Origin of the sequence: Azospirillum sp. TSO22-1, from assembly GCF_003116015.1 — a bacterium.
GTDB lineage: Bacteria > Pseudomonadota > Alphaproteobacteria > Azospirillales > Azospirillaceae > Azospirillum.
Window position 1 is genome coordinate 71,361 of record NZ_LGQZ01000018.1, and the last position, 15,214, is coordinate 86,574.

General features: G+C 71.3%; 13 protein-coding genes. 10 read left to right on the top strand and 3 right to left on the bottom strand.

Annotated elements, in window-relative coordinates; all coding sequences use genetic code 11:
* The first annotated feature begins 49 nt into the window (after positions 1-49).
* Complete coding sequence (groES, locus tag TSO221_RS06065) at positions 50-340, top strand: co-chaperone GroES (protein ID WP_109117584.1); 291 nt, start codon at positions 50-52, stop codon at positions 338-340.
* 57 nt (positions 341-397) lie between these two features.
* A complete protein-coding gene (groL, locus tag TSO221_RS06070; RefSeq protein ID WP_109117585.1) occupies positions 398-2,041 on the top strand; it encodes a chaperonin GroEL in 1,644 nt (547 codons plus the stop codon).
* A 364-nt stretch (positions 2,042-2,405) separates the two neighbouring features.
* On the opposite strand, the gene TSO221_RS06075 is transcribed toward groL, so the two are convergent.
* Complete coding sequence (locus TSO221_RS06075) at positions 2,406-3,431, bottom strand: NAD(P)/FAD-dependent oxidoreductase (RefSeq protein WP_109117586.1); 1,026 nt, start codon at positions 3,429-3,431, stop codon at positions 2,406-2,408.
* Between the two features lie 243 nt (positions 3,432-3,674).
* On the opposite strand from TSO221_RS06075, the gene TSO221_RS06080 reads away from it, so the two are divergent.
* Positions 3,675-4,073, top strand: coding sequence for a hypothetical protein (locus tag TSO221_RS06080; protein WP_109117587.1), 399 nt, complete (start codon positions 3,675-3,677; stop codon positions 4,071-4,073).
* Positions 4,074-4,105: 32 nt separating this feature from the next.
* Here the strand turns inward: TSO221_RS06080 and TSO221_RS06085 are convergent, their stop codons facing one another.
* Positions 4,106-4,384: a hypothetical protein gene (locus tag TSO221_RS06085; protein WP_109117588.1), complete on the bottom strand. Its 279-nt coding sequence runs from the start codon at positions 4,382-4,384 to the stop codon at positions 4,106-4,108.
* 231 nt (positions 4,385-4,615) lie between these two features.
* Here TSO221_RS06085 and TSO221_RS06090 point away from each other — a divergent pair, with 231 nt between their 5' ends.
* Positions 4,616-5,005: a hypothetical protein gene (locus TSO221_RS06090; protein ID WP_109117589.1), complete on the top strand. Its 390-nt coding sequence runs from the start codon at positions 4,616-4,618 to the stop codon at positions 5,003-5,005.
* A gap of 4 nt (positions 5,006-5,009) precedes the next feature.
* Here the strand turns inward: TSO221_RS06090 and TSO221_RS06095 are convergent, their stop codons facing one another.
* On the bottom strand, positions 5,010-5,849 hold the full coding sequence (locus TSO221_RS06095; RefSeq protein ID WP_146208723.1) for a hypothetical protein: 840 nt from the start codon (positions 5,847-5,849) through the stop codon (positions 5,010-5,012).
* A gap of 159 nt (positions 5,850-6,008) precedes the next feature.
* On the opposite strand from TSO221_RS06095, the gene tsaE reads away from it, so the two are divergent.
* From tsaE to trxA, 6 genes are all read left to right on the top strand, one after another.
* On the top strand, positions 6,009-6,485 hold the full coding sequence (gene tsaE, locus TSO221_RS06100; protein ID WP_109117591.1) for a tRNA (adenosine(37)-N6)-threonylcarbamoyltransferase complex ATPase subunit type 1 TsaE: 477 nt from the start codon (positions 6,009-6,011) through the stop codon (positions 6,483-6,485).
* Positions 6,482-7,483, top strand: a complete 1,002-nt coding sequence (locus TSO221_RS06105) for a phosphotransferase (protein ID WP_109117592.1) — start codon at positions 6,482-6,484, stop codon at positions 7,481-7,483. The genes tsaE and TSO221_RS06105 overlap by 4 nt, the downstream gene beginning before the upstream one ends.
* Positions 7,480-8,226, top strand: a complete 747-nt coding sequence (locus TSO221_RS06110) for a nucleotidyltransferase family protein (RefSeq protein WP_109117593.1) — start codon at positions 7,480-7,482, stop codon at positions 8,224-8,226. The genes TSO221_RS06105 and TSO221_RS06110 overlap by 4 nt, the downstream gene beginning before the upstream one ends.
* Positions 8,223-11,210 carry a double-strand break repair protein AddB gene (addB, locus tag TSO221_RS06115; RefSeq protein ID WP_109117594.1) on the top strand — a complete coding sequence of 996 codons (2,988 nt, stop codon included), beginning with the start codon at positions 8,223-8,225 and terminating at the stop codon, positions 11,208-11,210. The genes TSO221_RS06110 and addB overlap by 4 nt, the downstream gene beginning before the upstream one ends.
* Positions 11,207-14,692, top strand: coding sequence for a double-strand break repair helicase AddA (addA, locus tag TSO221_RS06120; protein ID WP_247877931.1), 3,486 nt, complete (start codon positions 11,207-11,209; stop codon positions 14,690-14,692). Before addB ends, addA begins: the two co-directional genes overlap by 4 nt.
* Before the next feature lie 161 nt (positions 14,693-14,853).
* Positions 14,854-15,180, top strand: a complete 327-nt coding sequence (gene trxA / locus TSO221_RS06125) for a thioredoxin TrxA (RefSeq protein ID WP_109117596.1) — start codon at positions 14,854-14,856, stop codon at positions 15,178-15,180.
* Positions 15,181-15,214: the final 34 nt, after the last annotated feature.

The following is a 15,214-nucleotide window of genomic DNA, read 5'->3' on the forward strand; positions in this document are numbered from 1 at the left end:
CAACCGCCCGAAACCCAAATTCCTTTGAGCCTTTGCAGGAGGCACGCACATGAAGTTCCGTCCGCTGCACGACCGCGTCGTCGTCAAGCGTATCGAGTCCGACACCAAGACCAAGGGCGGCATCATCATCCCCGATACGGCGAAGGAGAAGCCGCAGGAGGGTCTGGTGATCGCGGTGGGCCCGGGCGCTCGTGACGAGGCCGGCAAGGTCGTGGCGCTCGACGTGAAGGCCAACGACCGCGTCCTGTTCGGCAAGTGGTCGGGCACCGAGGTGAAGATCGACGGCGAGGATTTCCTGATCATGAAGGAATCCGACATCATGGGCGTCATCGAGGCCTAAGTCCTCCGCCCGTTTCCGTCGCCACCAACATTATCTGAATTCAGAGGAATCCGAGCTATGGCTGCCAAGGAAGTCAAGTTCTCCGCCTCCGCCCGCGAGAAGATGCTGCGCGGCGTGGACATTCTGGCGGACGCCGTCAAGGTCACGCTGGGTCCGAAGGGCCGCAACGTCGTCATCGAGAAGTCGTTCGGCGCTCCCCGCATCACCAAGGACGGCGTCACCGTCGCCAAGGAGATCGAGCTCGCCGACAAGTTCGAGAACATGGGCGCGCAGATGGTGCGTGAGGTCGCGTCGAAGACGAACGACCTGGCCGGTGACGGCACCACCACCGCGACCGTTCTGGCCCAGGCGATCGTCCGCGAGGGCGTGAAGTCGGTGGCCGCCGGCCTGAACCCGATGGACCTGAAGCGCGGCATCGACCTGGCGGTCGAGACCGTCGTGGCCGACATCAAGAGCCGCGCCAAGAAGGTGACGACCAACGAGGAGATCGCCCAGGTCGGCACCATCTCCGCCAACGGCGAGACCGAGATCGGTCAGAAGATCGCCGAAGCCATGGGCAAGGTCGGCAACGAGGGCGTCATCACGGTCGAGGAGTCGAAGAGCCTCGACACCGAGCTGGACGTCGTCGAGGGCATGCAGTTCGACCGCGGCTACCTGTCGCCGTACTTCATCACCAACGCCGACAAGATGACCTGCGAGCTGGACAGCCCGTACATCCTGCTGCACGAGAAGAAGCTGTCGGGCCTGCAGGCCCTGCTGCCGGTTCTCGAGTCGGTGGTGCAGTCGTCGCGCCCGCTGCTGATCATCGCCGAGGACGTCGAGGGCGAGGCCCTGGCGACCCTGGTGGTGAACAAGCTGCGTGGCGGCCTGAAGGTCGCCGCCGTGAAGGCGCCGGGCTTCGGTGACCGCCGCAAGGCCATGCTGGAGGACATCGCCATCCTGACCGGCGGTCAGGTGATCTCCGAGGATCTCGGCATCAAGCTCGAGAATGTGACGATCGACATGCTCGGCACCGCCAAGCGCGTCCAGATCACCAAGGAGAACACCACGATCGTCGACGGCGCCGGCGAGAAGGCCGACATCGAGGGCCGCACCGCCCAGATCCGCGCCCAGATCGAGGAGACCACCTCCGACTACGACCGCGAGAAGCTCCAGGAGCGTCTGGCGAAGCTGGCCGGCGGCGTCGCCGTCCTGCGCGTCGGCGGTGCGACCGAGGTCGAGGTGAAGGAGCGCAAGGACCGCGTTGACGACGCCATGCACGCCACCCGCGCCGCGGTGGAAGAGGGCATCGTCGCCGGCGGCGGCACCGCCCTGCTGTACGCCACCCGCGCCCTGGACGCCCTGAAGCCGGCCAACGACGAGCAGCGCGTCGGCATCGAGATCGTCCGCCGCGCCCTGCAGGCCCCGGTCCGTCAGATCGCCTACAACGCGGGCACCGACGGCTCGATCGTGGTCGGCAAGCTGCTGGACCAGAAGGACAGCAACTTCGGCTACGACGCCCAGAAGGGCGAGTTCACCGATCTGGTGAAGGCCGGCATCATCGACCCGGTGAAGGTGGTCCGCACCGCCCTGCAGGACGCGGCCTCGGTCGCCGGCCTGCTGATCACCACCGAGGCGATGGTCGCCGAGAAGCCCGAGAAGAAGGCCCCGCCGGCCGGCATGCCGGGCGGCATGGGCGGCATGGACGACATGGGCTTCTAAGCCCAAGTCTCCGGCACGTTACAGGAAAGGGCGCCTCCGTCGGGGGCGCCCTTTTTCTTTGCTCACAACCCGGTGGACACGGATTACACGGATTTCCTTAAAGCGGTGTCCGAACGTGCCTGAGCGAACCAATGCTGTCATGCCCGGGCTTGTCCCGGGCATCCACGCACCTGAACCTTTGGAAAAGCAGTGGCCGTGGATGGCCGGGTCAAGCCCGGCCATGACGGCTAAATAAAAGCTCTTCGGATCGTCTTGCTTGCGGCGCCATGGCGGTTCCGCAAGCCGTGGAGCAGGCACGAATAAAAATCCGTGCCTGAAATCCGCGAAATCCGTGTGTCCCCTGTTGCCCCCAAGGAACAGGAAATCACTCCGCCCCCGGCACGCCCTTGCTGGTGGAATACTCGAAGTGCAGCGCCTCGCCCGGATGGACCAGCGGGTGGATGGCGTGCGCGGCCTGCGCCGCCTCGGCGAAGCCGCAGAGGATCAGCTTCAGTTTGCCCGGATAGGTCGCGATGTCGCCGATGGCGAACACGCCCTCGGCGCTGGTGATGCAGGAGGGCTGCGTCACCGTGATGTGGCTGCGCTCCAGGTTCAGGCCCCACTCGGCGATCGGCCCCAGGTTCATCGACAGCCCGAAGAAGGCCAGCAGCGCGTCGGCCGGCAGCGCCTTCTCCTCGCCATCCAGCGTGGCGACGCGCACCGCGGTGAGCTGGCCGCCCGTCCCGTCCAGGCCGGAGAGCTGGTAGGGCACCACCAGTTCGATGCGGCCGTCGCGCGCCAGCGCCTCCATGCGGGCCACGCTCTCCGGCGCGCCGCGGAACTTCGGCCGGCGGTGCACGACGTAGACCTTCTCGGCGACGTCGGCCAGTGACAGCGTCCAGTCGATGGCGGAATCGCCACCGCCGGCGATCACCACCTTCTTGCCCGCAAAGTCCTGCTTGCGGCGGACCATGTAGTGCACCGACTTGCCCTCGTACGCCTCCAGGCCGTCCAGCGGCGGACGGTTCGGGCCGAAGGCGCCGACGCCGGCGGCGATGATCACCGCCTGCGCGTCGATCCGCGTGCCGATGGTGGTCTCGACCAGCCAGCGCCCCTCGGCGGTGCGGGTCAGCGTCGAGACCTGCTGGCCCAGATGGTAGGTCGGCGCAAAGGGCGCGGCCTGCTCGGCCAGCTTGTCGATCAGGTCGGCGGCGTCGATGGCCGGGTGGCCGGGGATGTCGTAGATCGGCTTTTCCGGATACAGCGCCGTGCACTGGCCGCCCACCATGTCGAGCGCGTCGATGACGTGGCAGTTCATCTTCAGCATGCCGCACTCGAAGATGGCGAAGAGGCCGACGGGGCCGGCGCCGATGATGGCGACGTCGGTGCGGTGGGCGGTGGAAGCCGACATGGGAACTCCGGGATCAGGAACGGTCTTCGACGGGAAAACGGTCCCTTCATGCACCCGATCCGCCACCCCGATCAACCCCCGCGGCGGTGCGGCGCAGGGCAGCCCCGCCCGCGGCGCAGCCACATGTCACAAATTTGCGCAAAATTTTCGTTGAGTGCGAGTTATGTCGAAGGGATTATGAATCATGGATGGCGCACCGGTTCGCGCCGCACGCGAACGGCCCGGCGGGGCCGGAGGTCCCCGATGAAAGAGCTGCGCTGCCTCGTCTTCACCGAGCAGGAAGTGGTCAAGGCCGTCCTCGATCGCCGCCGCAAGGTGCGCGACGCGATGCCGATCGGCACCGTCCAGGGTGTGGTCTACACGATGAGCTACGACACCGTCACCACCACCATCCGCATCATCGACGACCACGGCGGCGACCAGTCGCTGATGCTCGGCCCGACCGAGGTGGCGGCGGCGCTGGTCGGCTACTGCATGGGGCGCAGGGTGCCGCTGCCGGTGGACGCCGACAAGTGCCTGCACCTGATCAACGGCGCGCTGACGCTGATGATCACCATGAACTTCAAGAAGGCGCCGCGCATGGTGGCGGAGACGCACACCGCCACCCACGCGGCCGAGCAGCCGACCCGTCTCGCCAGTTGACGGGGCGACCGCCCGGCCGCGGGCGGTGAGCGCTACTGCCCGATCCGGTCCAACTGGTTGTTGGCGATGCCGCCCGGCGGGCCGTCGCCGACGCCGTACGACGAGCCGCTGCCGGCCACCGCCCCTTCCCGCGCACCGAGCCACTGACCGTTGTCCATGCCCCCGACGCCGACGGCGCGCGGCGGCGCGCTGGAGCCGGAGGGTAAGGCCGCGTAGGTCCCCGACGATCCGGACGTCCCCGCCATGCGGGAGTCGCTGCACGCGGCAAGCGACACGCTGAACGCGCAGGCGATGAGGAATCGGATGAGCATGAGTTGCCTCCTTGCAGCGATGCGGGTCTCGTCAGCGAACTGGCCCCATGCTGCGACGCAGCAACCGCTGCCTATCGACAGTGCCCGCCAGTGATAGGGCGGGGTGGTCGGATGACACCTTGCTGCCCCCTATGGGCGGGTCCCCCTACCACCCTTGTCGAAAGACACATTGAAGCCGGCCCGGCGGCCACCAATACTCGCTGACCGATCGGGTTGGATCGGGGTGTCCCGATGAAGGAACTGCGCTGCCTCGTCTTCACCGACCAGGAGGTGATCAAGGCGACCATCGAGCACCGCCGCAAGCTGCGCGAGGCGCTGCCGGCCGGCACCATCCGCGCCGTCGCCTACGCCGTGCACGACGGGGCGATCACCACCGCCATCCGGATCGTCGATGACCACGGCGAGGACCAGTCGATGACCCTTGGCCAAGCCGAGGTGGCGGCGGCACTGGTCGGCTATTGCATGGAGCGCGGCATCCCCCTGCCGGTGCATTCCGACAAGTGCCTGTACCTGATCAACGGCGCGTTGACGCTGATGATCACCATGAACTTCAACAAGACGCCGCGCTTCACCTCCAAGGCGCAGCCGGCCACCGAATCCGCGGCGCCCATGGCGGAGTGACGACTCAGACCAGCATGTCCAGCCCTTCCATCGGGCTTTCCCCGGTGTTGCCGCCCGGAAGGCTGCGCACCACCCGCTCGGTCTCGCGCAGCGTGTCGAGCGCCTCCTTGGCGTCCTTCTCAGCCTGCCGGGCGTCCCGCCCCGCCTCGCTCCGCAACCGTTCCGCCTGCTGGGCGAGGAAGATCTTCAGCTTCTTGGCCAGCGCGCGCGCCTGCTGGGCGAAGCCGTCCGATCCCGGCGCCTCCTTGCCCCCGTCCGCCTTGGCGTCCGCGGCCTTGCCGGTCGCGGCCTCGGCGGCCTTTGCCTCGGCCGCCTTGGCGTCACCGGCAGCCTCGGTGGCGGCGGCATCCGCGCGCCCCTCGGTCGCGGCGTCTCCCTCGGCGTTCGCCGCGCTCCCGGCTTCGGTCCCGGCGGCCTCGACCTCGCCGGAGGCGGCGGAGGCGCCGTCGTCCGAACCAGCCTTGCCCTCGGCCTTGGCGCCCTCCTTGGTCGCGGCCCCACCACTGACCGGAGCGCCGGCGGATACGCCGCTGCCGCCGGCGTCGGTGTACTCCTTGACCGCCTTGGCGAGTTCCCGGGCCAGCCGGGCGGCTTCGCGCGCCGCCGTCTTCGGGTCGCCACCGAACATCTTCAGCGTGCGCAGCGCCTCGTTGATCATGTCCAGCCGCTGCTTGGCGGCCTGCTTGCGCTGCGCCTTGATGTCGACCTTGGAGGTTTCCAGGGTCTTCGCCGCCTGTTCCGCAGCCGCGCGCGTCTCCTGGAGACGCTTGGCGGTGGCGTCGTCCGGCTTCGTTCCATCCGGCTTCGCCATGGTGGCGAGCCGCTGCGCAAATGTGCGAACCACGAACTGTGCCGCGTTTTGCGGCGGTAGGGTGATGCCGGCCATGACCAACCCCATCACGCGATTTTCCTCAACTTGAACAAGAATACGCTGAAACAACCTCGAAGGCCATCGCCACGGGGCTTGCCGAGCGAGGGTCCGGTCGACCAAGATCCGCCCGCCATGCCGCAGCCCGCAGCCCTCCGCACCGTTCCCCTGCCTGACGAGGCCGCCACCGCGGCGCTCGCCCGCCGGCTGGCGCCCGCGCTGCGGCCGGGCGACGCGCTGGCGCTGCGCGGCGACCTCGGCGCCGGCAAGACCGCCTTCGCCCGCGCGCTGGTCCGCGCCCTGCTGGGCGATGAAGAGGCCGAGGTGCCCTCGCCCACCTTCACGCTGGTGCAGACCTACGACGCCCCGTCCGCCGCGATCTGGCACTTCGACCTCTACCGCCTGTCCGGCCCCGACGAGGTGCAGGAGCTGGGCTGGGACGAGGTGGCCGACGGCATCGCCCTGGTGGAGTGGCCCGACCGCCTCGGCCCCCTGCTGCCCCGTGACCGCCTGGAGTTGACCATGGCCTTCGATGGTCCGGACTCCCGCCGCGCCGGGCTGGCCGGGTTCGGCACCTGGGGACCGCGCCTCGACGCGCTGGAGCTGCCGTGAGCGACCGGATCGCCGCCTTCCTCGCCCGCCACGGCCTCGCCGGAGCCGAGCGCCGCCCGCTCACCGGCGATGCCTCGGCGCGCCGCTACGAGCGGCTGCGGGCACCCGACGGCCGTGCGCTGATCCTGGCCGACACGCCGGCCCCCAAGGACGACCTGATCCCCTTCATCGCCATCGGCGACGCGCTGGCCGACCTCGGCCTCTCGGTGCCCGCGGTGGTCGCCGCCGACGTGGATGCCGGATTGGCTCTGCTGGAGGATTTCGGGGACGCAACGTTCTCCCGCCTGCTGGAGTCCGGCGGGGATCCGGACAGCCTCTACGCGCTCGCCACCGACGTGCTGGCCGGGCTGCACCGCCGTTTCCGCCCGGGCGGGCTGGACCTGCCGGTCTACGACGCCGCCCTGTTCACCGAGCAGGTGATGCTGTTCGCCGACGTCTACGTCCCCCTCGCCACCGGCCGCCCGCTGCCTGCGGCCGACCATGCGGAGCTGGAGTCCGCGTGGGCCGGGGTGATCGCCGACGCCTGCGCCGGCCCGGTGTCGCTGCTGCTGCGCGACTATCACGTCGACAACCTGATGCGCCTCGACCGGCCGGGCGTCGCGGCGGCCGGCCTGCTGGACTTCCAGAACGCCGGGATCGGGCCGGTCGCCTACGACCTCGTGTCGCTGCTGGAGGACGCGCGGCGCGACGTGCCCTTGGCCCTTGCCGCGCGCATGGTGGAGCGGTATGTCAGCGCCTTCCCGGACCTCGACCGGGCGGCGTTCCGCCGCTCCTACGCGGTCCTGGGGGCGGTGCGCCACGCGCGCATCGTCGCCGTCTTCACCCGCTTGGCGCTGCGCGACCGAAAGCGCGGCTACCTCGTCCACCTGCCGCGCGTCTGGCGCCTTCTGGAAAGCCAGCTCGCCAAACCCGACCTCGCCCCGGTGGCCGCGTGGTTCGACCGCCACCTGCCGCCGGGCCTTCGTGCCGACTTTGTCATTCCGGAGACGGAATCATGAGCAAGCCTTCCTGGATGCCCCGCAAGGCGATGGTGCTGGCCGCCGGCCTCGGCCTGCGCATGCGCCCGCTGACGCTGGAGCGCCCGAAGCCCCTGATCAACGTCGGCGGCAAGCCGATGCTCGACCACGCGCTCGACCGCCTGGCCGAGGCCGGGGTCGAGACCGCGGTGGTCAACGCCCACTGGCAGGCCGACATGATCGCCGCCCACCTGAAGGGCCGCAAGAAGCCGAAGATCGTCGTCTCGCACGAGGACACGCTGCTGGAGACCGGCGGCGGGGTGAAGAAGGCGCTGCCGCACCTGGGCAAGGACCCGATCCTGGTGGTCAACGCCGACATCCTGTGGCTGGACGGCCCGACGCAGGCGCTCGGCCGCTGCGCCGCGCACTGGAACCCGGAGACCATGGACGCGCTGCTGCTGCTGATGTCCACCACCCGGGCGGTGGGCTACGACGGGCGCGGCGACTTCCACATGGACCCGCTGGGCCGCCTGAACCGGCGCGCCGAGGGCGAGATCGCCCCCTTCGTCTTCGCCGGCGTGCAGATCATCAAGCCCGAGCTGTTCGCCCAGGACACGCCGGACGGCGCCTTCTCCACCAATCTGGTGTGGGACCGCCTGCAGGAGTCCGGGCGGCTGTACGGTCTGGCGCACGACGGGCCGTGGTTCCACGTCGGCACGCCGGCGGCGCTGCTGGAGTCCGAGGAGCTGCTGGCGACCGGCGGCATCCGCTGGTTCTGGCCGTGAGGCGCACGGCGGATAACGTCCACACCATCCCGGCCGGCGCGCCGTTCGTCGATACGCTGGCCGCCGGCATCCTGGCACGCGTCGGCAACGACCCGCTGGAGCTGGCGGCCTGCACCGTCCTGCTGCCCACCCCACGCGCCTGCCGGTCCCTGCGCGAGGCGTTCCTGCGCCTTTCCGGCGGCCGGCCGCTGCTGCTGCCGCGGCTCAGCCCGCTCGGCAGCGTCGATGCCGACGCGCTGGCGCTGACCTCCGAATCGCTGCCCAGCCTGCACGACGCGCTGGACCTGCCCGAGGCCGTGTCGCCCCTGAAGCGCCAGCTGCTGCTGGCCAAGGCGGTGCTCGCCGCCCCCGACCTCGCCGTCACCCTGCCGCAGGCGGCGCGGCTGGCCGCCGACCTCGGCCGCTTCGTCGACGAGGTGCACACCGAACGCCTGCGCTTCGACGGCCTGCACGCCGTGGTGCCGGAGGACTACGCCGCGCACTGGCAGGAAACCCTGAAGTTCCTGACCATCATCACCGAGCACTGGCCGCTGATCCTGCAGCAGGAGGCCGGCGGCATCGACCCCGCCGCGCGGCGCAACACGGTTCTGGAGACGCTGGCCGCGCTGTGGGCCGCCGCGCCGCCGCCCGGCCCGGTGATCGCGGCGGGCGACACCGGCTCGATCCCCGCCACCGCCGACCTGCTGGCGGTGATCGCCGGCCTGCCGAACGGCACGCTGGTGCTGCCCGGCATCGACCAGGACAGCGACGACGCGACCTGGGACGCCGTCCGCGCCGACGAGGCGCACCCGCAGCACGCCCTCGCCCGCCTGCTCGACACGCTCAGGCTCGACCGCCGCGCCGTCCGCCCCTGGAACGGCACCGCCGAGCCGCGCCCGGCACGCGCCCGCCTGCTCGCCGAGGCGATGCGCCCGGCCGCCACCACCGAGGGCTGGCGGTCGCTGGAGGCGCTCGGCCCCGAGGCGCTGGACGGCCTGACCCGCATCGACGCCGCCAACCCGGAGGAGGAGGCGGCGGTCATCGCGCTGCTGATGCGCCAGGCGCTGGAGACGCCGGAGCGCCGGGCCGCCCTGGTCACCCGCGACCGCGGGCTGGCGCGCCGCGTCGCCATGGCGCTGAAGCGCTGGAACATCGTCGTCGACGACTCCTCGGGCCGGCCGCTCGCCGACACCGCGGTCGGCACCTACCTGCGCCTCGCCGCGCAACTGGTCGCCACGCGCGCCCACCCGCTGGCGCTGCTGGCGCTGACCAAGCACCCGCTGTCGGCCGCCGGGCAGGACGCGCACGACTTCCGCGCCTCCGCCCGCGCGCTGGAGCGCACCGTGCTGCGCGGCCCCCGCCCGGCCGAGGGCTTCGACGGCCTGCTCGCCGCCCTCAAGACCGCCGAGTGGTTCGAGTTCGACGGCCAGCAGCCGTTCCTGATCGATTGGGTCGAGCGGCTGCGCGCCCTCGCCGCCCCCTTCGCCGCGGCGATGCAGGGTAAGGCGCCGCTGAAGGACCTCGTGGACGCCCACATCGCCTTCGCCGAGGATCTCGCCCGCAGCGCCGACGAGTCGGGCGCCGAGCGCCTGTGGCGCCACGACGACGGCGAGGAGGCGGCGCGCTTCATCCACGACCTGCGGCAGGCCGCGGACGGTTTCAGCGACGTTCCGGGCCCGGAATATCCAGCGCTGTTCGAGGCACTGATGGCCGGCCGCGAGGTGCGCGTGCGCTTCGGCCTGCACCCGCGCCTCGCCATCTTCGGCCCGATGGAGGCCCGGCTCCAGCACCATGACCTGATGATCCTCGGCGGGCTGAACGAGGGCACCTGGCCGGCGGACCCGACCGCCGATCCCTGGATGTCGCGCCCCATGCGCAAGGCCTTCGGCCTGCCCAGCCCGGAGTTCAAGATCGGCCTCACCGCGCACGACTTCGTGCAGGCCTGCGGCGCCGAAGCGGTCGTGCTGACCCGCGCCGAGCGCGTCGATGGCACCCCCACCGTGCCATCCCGCTGGCTGCTGCGCCTGGAGACCGTGCTGAAGGCGGTGAACCTCGACGGCCGCCTGGACGAGCAGGGAGAGCTGTGGCTCGCCTGGGCGCGCCAGCTCGACGAGCCGGACCGCGTGCAGCCGGTCTCTCCGCCCGAGCCGCGCCCGCCGGTGGAGGCGCGCCCGCGCAAGCTCTCGGTCACCAAGGTCGAGACCTGGATGCGCGACCCCTACGCCATCTACGCCCAGTACGTGCTGAAGCTGAACGTCCTCGACCCCATCGCCGCCGACCCCGGCGCGGCGGACCGCGGGCAGTTCATCCATCAGGCGCTCGACGACTTCGTGCGCGCCCACCCCGGCGTTCTGCCGCCCGACCCGCTGGACGAGCTGCTGCGCCTGGGTCGCGCCGCCTTCGGCCCGCTGCTGGAGACGCACCCGGACGTCTGGGCCTTCTGGTGGCCGCGCTTCCAGCGCATCGCCGCGTGGTTCATCGCCGTCGAGCGCGAGCGCCGCGCCACCGTCAAGCCGCTCGCCACCGAGGTGAAGGGGCAGTTGGAGCTGTCCGGCCCCGGCGGCCCGTTCCTGCTGACCTGCAAGGCCGACCGCATCGACCGTGACGGGCGCGCGCAAGGACTCGTGCTGATCGACTACAAGACCGGCACGCCGCCCTCGGCCCGGGAGATCGAACTGGGCTTCGCGCCGCAGCTTCCCCTGGAGGCGGCCATTGCCGAAGCCGGTGGTTTCGAAGGCGTTCCGGCCGGTGCGGTGGCGGAGATCGCCTTCTGGCGGCTGTCCGGCGGCGACCCGGCCGGCGAGGAGCGCCCGGTGAAGGGCGACGTCGCCACGCTGTCCGCCGACGCCCGCGCCGGCCTGGAGGCGCTGATCCGCGCCTTCGACGACGAGCGCACGCCCTACCGCTCCTGCCCGCGCCCGAGCATGGCGCCGCGCTACACCGACTACGCGCACCTCGCCCGGGTGCAGGAATGGTCCGCCGGCGGCGGTGGAGGTGGGGAGTGAGCCTCTTCGAACTGACGGGGGCGGACCGCCCCCCCGACCCCAACGTCCTGCAGCGCCGCGCCTCCGACCCGCTGGCCTCGGTGTGGGTCGGCGCCTCGGCTGGTTCCGGCAAGACCAAGGTGCTGACCGACCGCGTGCTGCGCCTGATGCTGGCCGGCACGCCGCCGTCGCGCATCCTCTGCCTGACCTTCACCAAGGCGGCGGCGGCGGAGATGTCGATCCGCATCAACCGCACGCTCGGCACCTGGGCGACGGCGTCCGAGGATTCGCTGACCGACCGGCTGTACGACCTGTGCGGCGGGATGCCCTCGCCCGAGACGCGCACCGAGGCGCGCCGGCTGTTCGCCCGCGTGGTGGACTGCCCCGGCGGCATGAAGATCCAGACGATCCACGCCTTCTGCCAGTCGCTGCTGCGCCGCTTCCCCATCGAGGCCGGGCTGGCCCCGCACTTCGAGGTGATGGACGACCGCACGGCTACCGCCCTGCTGACCGAGTCGCGCGACGCGGTGCTGCACGCCGGCCGCGCCGACCGCGACTCCGACCTGGGCCGCGCGCTCGGCCGCCTGACCGCCGACCTCAACGCCGAGGAGTTCGCCGGCCTGATGGCGGAACTGGCCGCCGAGCGTGGCCGCATCCGCCGCATCTTCGACCGCCACGGCGGCCGCGAGGCCACCGTCGGTGAGGTCTTCCGCACCCTGGACGTCCCGCCCGGCACCACCGAGGCCGACATCCTCACGGAAGCCTGCGGCGACACCGCGCTCGACGTGCCCACCCTGCGCGAGGCCTGCCGCGCCCTGTCGCTGGGCAGCGCCAGCGACCAGGAGCGCGGCATCGGCATCCAGCAGTGGCTGGATGCGGCGGAGACCCGCGTCGCCGCCTTCCAGGCCTACGCGCGGCTCTACCTCACCGCCGAGGGCACGCCGCGCAAGACGCTGATGACCAAGAAGCCGGCCACCTCCCACCCCCACGCGCTGCGCGCGCTGGAGGAGGAAGCGGAAAGGCTCGTTTCGCTGATGGAACGGATCAAGGCGGCGGGTGTCGCGGCCTCCACGGCGGCGCTGCTGACGCTGGCCGAGGCGCTGCTCGGCACCTACGAGACCGCCAAGCGCCGCCGCTCCTTGCTCGACTACGACGACCTGATCCTGTTCGCGCACGCGCTGCTGACCGGCGGCGGGCGGGTGCCGTGGGTGCTCTACAAGCTCGACGGCGGCCTCGATCACATCCTGATCGACGAGGCGCAGGACACCAACCCCGAGCAGTGGCAGGTGGTGTCCGCCATCGCCGAGGAGTTCTTCGCCGGTCTCGGCCGCCGCGAGGAGCAGGGGATGGTGCGCACCGTCTTCGCGGTGGGCGACGAGAAGCAGTCGATCTTCAGCTTCCAGCGCGCCGACCCCGCCGAGTTCGCCCGCATGCGCCGCCACTTCCAGGACCGCGCGTTCGCCGCCGAACGCACCTGGGCGCAGGTCGACCTGGACATCTCCTTCCGCTCCACCGCGGCGGTGCTGCAAGCCGTCGACGCCGTGTTCGCCGACGGCACCGCGCGCGACGGCGTCGCCTCCGAAACGAGCCCGACGATCCGCCACCGCGCCTTCCGCCGCGGCCACGCCGGACTGGTCGAGCTGTGGCCGCCGGTGAAGCCGCAGGACGCCGCCGACCCGGAAGCCTGGGCGCCGCCGGTGGAGCGCGAGGCGGCGGATTCGCCGTCGGCCCGCCTCGCCTCGGTGATCGCCGACACGGTGGCCGACTGGATCCGCCGCGGCGAGCCGCTGGAGGCGCGTGACCGGGCCATCCAGCCCGGCGACGTCATGGTGCTGGTGCGCCGCCGCACCGGCTTCGTGGCCGAGCTGGTGCGCGCGCTGAAGGACCGCGGCGTGCCGGTGGCTGGTGTTGACCGCATGGTGCTGACCCAGCAGCTCGCCGTCATGGACCTGATGGCGGCGGCCGACTTCCTGCTGCTGCCCGAGGACGACCTGACGCTCGCCACCCTGCTGAAGGGCCCGCTGATCGGGTTGACCGAGGACGAGCTGTTCACGCTCGCCCACGGGCGCCGGGGCACGCTGTGGCAGGCGCTGCTCGGCCGCGGCGCGGTGGATCCGACCTTCGGCCCGGCGCGCGGCTACCTGCTCACCCTGCTCGGCCGCACCGACTTCGTCCGCCCGTACGAGCTGTTCGCCGGCATCCTCAGCGCCCCCTGCCCGGCCGACACCGTGTCGGGCCGGCGCGCGATCCTGCGCCGCCTCGGCCCCGACGCGCACGACCCGCTGGACGAGTTCCTGGCCACCGCGCTGAACTTCGAACGCACCGAGGCCCCGTCGCTGCAGGGCTTCCTCGCCTGGCTCGCCGCCAGCGAGGTGGAGATCAAGCGCGAGCTGGAGCAAGGCGGCGGGCGCGTGCGCATCATGACGGTGCACGGCTCCAAGGGGTTGCAGGCGCCCATCGTCTTCCTGCCCGACACCATGGCGACGCCGACGCAGAGCCCGCCGATCCTCTGGCCCGACGAGGGAGCCACGATCCCCCTCTTCGCCCCGCGCCGCAGCCACGAGGACGCGCTGTGCGCCCAGGCCCGCGCGCGCGCCAACCGCAAGCGCGACCAGGAGTACCGCCGCCTGCTCTACGTGGCGCTGACCCGCGCCGAGGACCGGCTGTACGTCTGCGGCTGGCAGGGCAAGCGCGACCCGGCCGAGGGCTGCTGGTACCGCCTCGTCGAGGAGGCGATGCGCGAGATCGCCGTGGCGGCGGAGTACGACTTCACCCGGCTGTGCCCCGCGGATGGCTGGAGCGGCCCCGGCTGGCGACTCGCCGACCGCCAGACCGTTCCCGCCCACCCGGACAACGCCGACTGGGTGCCGGCGGACGCCAAGCCCGCCCTGCCGCCCTGGTGGAACACCCGCCCGGCGCCGGAGCCGGAACCGTCGCGCCCCCTCACCCCGTCGAAGCCCGAGGGGGAGGAGCCGGCGGTGCGCTCGCCGCTCGGCGCTGACGACGGGGAGCGCTTCCAGCGCGGCATCCTCGTGCACCGCCTGCTGCAGACGCTGCCCGACCTGGACCCGACTCTGCGCGAGTCCGCCTGCCGGCGCTTCCTGGCCCGCTCCGCACACCGGTTAACCGCCGGACAGCAGGACGAAATCGCCTCCGAAACGATGGCCGTGCTGACCGCGCCGGAGTTCCGCGACCTGTTCGCCCCCGGCTCGCGCGCCGAGGTGCCGGTGGTCGGCGTGGTGCAGGGGCGCGCGCTGTCCGGCCAGATCGACCGGCTGGCGATCACCGAGGAGGCGGTGTGGGTGGTGGACTACAAGACCAACCGCCCACCGCCGCGCCGGGTGGAGGATGTGCCGCCGGTCTACGTGCAGCAGTTGGCCGCCTACCGCGCCGCGGTGGCGGCGATCTACCCCGACCGGACGGTCCGCTGCGTGCTCTTGTGGACGGACGGGCCGTTCCTGATGGAGTTGCCGGCGGATCTCCTTGGGGGATCAACGGGTTGATGCGTGCAAAGCAGGGCCGACATACCACACCTTGACCGAAGCGCCGGGAACGACCTACATTTTGCCCCGTTTCCCCTGTCAGGGATGATCCCGCCCCGAACGCCGGGCCGGGTCCGCCGCGCGGGCAGCGGCGGCCGCCCTGAACCGATGCAAGAGGTCCCATGAGCAGCACCGTTAAGGTCACCGACGCCAGCTTCGAGCAGGATGTCCTCAAGGCGCCCGGGCCCGTCCTGGTCGATTTCTGGGCGGAGTGGTGTGGCCCCTGCAAGATGATCGCCCCCGCGCTGGACGACCTCGCGGCGGAGTTCGGGGGCAAGCTGACGATCGCCAAGATCAACATCGACGAGAACCCGCAGACGCCGAACAAGTACGGCGTGCGCGGCATCCCGACGCTGATGATCTTCCGGGACGGCAACGTCGCCGCCACCAAGATCGGCGCCATGCAGAAGAGCGCCCTGAAGAGCTGGATCGAAAGCTCCATCGCCTGATCTGGCGCCAGATCCGCCGCCGCACCGCGGCGCG